Below are 314 nucleotides of genomic sequence, written 5' to 3'. Positions count from 1 at the left end.
CTCTTGTTTCACAGGACTTTATTGAATCTGCGCTTGAAGCTGGCTTTACTGTGGGGGTATGGACAATTAATGGGAGACCTCGGCTATCGCATTGGCTTGATATGCCTGTACATTATATCACAACAGATCAACCTGACCTTGCTATACAATTACGTACGGAAAAATAAAAGCACACAATCTATAATATAAAGCAAATAACACCACCCTAAAAAAATGAGGTTGATAAAAAAGAGAAGTGCGGATTATTTACTGATGGTGCTTATAAGATTAAAATTTTTACTTTATTTAATTCTCACGTGTGCGTTTTCCAGTAC

The 314-nt window shown here is 36.3% G+C and carries 1 pseudogene; it reads left to right on the top strand.

The features are described from left to right. Positions 1-167, top strand: a pseudogene (locus ACFINO_RS10910) (glycerophosphodiester phosphodiesterase); the annotation flags it as partial. Positions 168-314: the final 147 nt, after the last annotated feature.

Origin of the sequence: Bartonella sp. AA83SXKL, assembly GCF_042196965.1 — a bacterium.
In the GTDB taxonomy this organism is placed as follows: Bacteria; Pseudomonadota; Alphaproteobacteria; order Rhizobiales; family Rhizobiaceae; genus Bartonella.
This window is presented reverse-complemented; position numbering and strand designations above follow the sequence as displayed.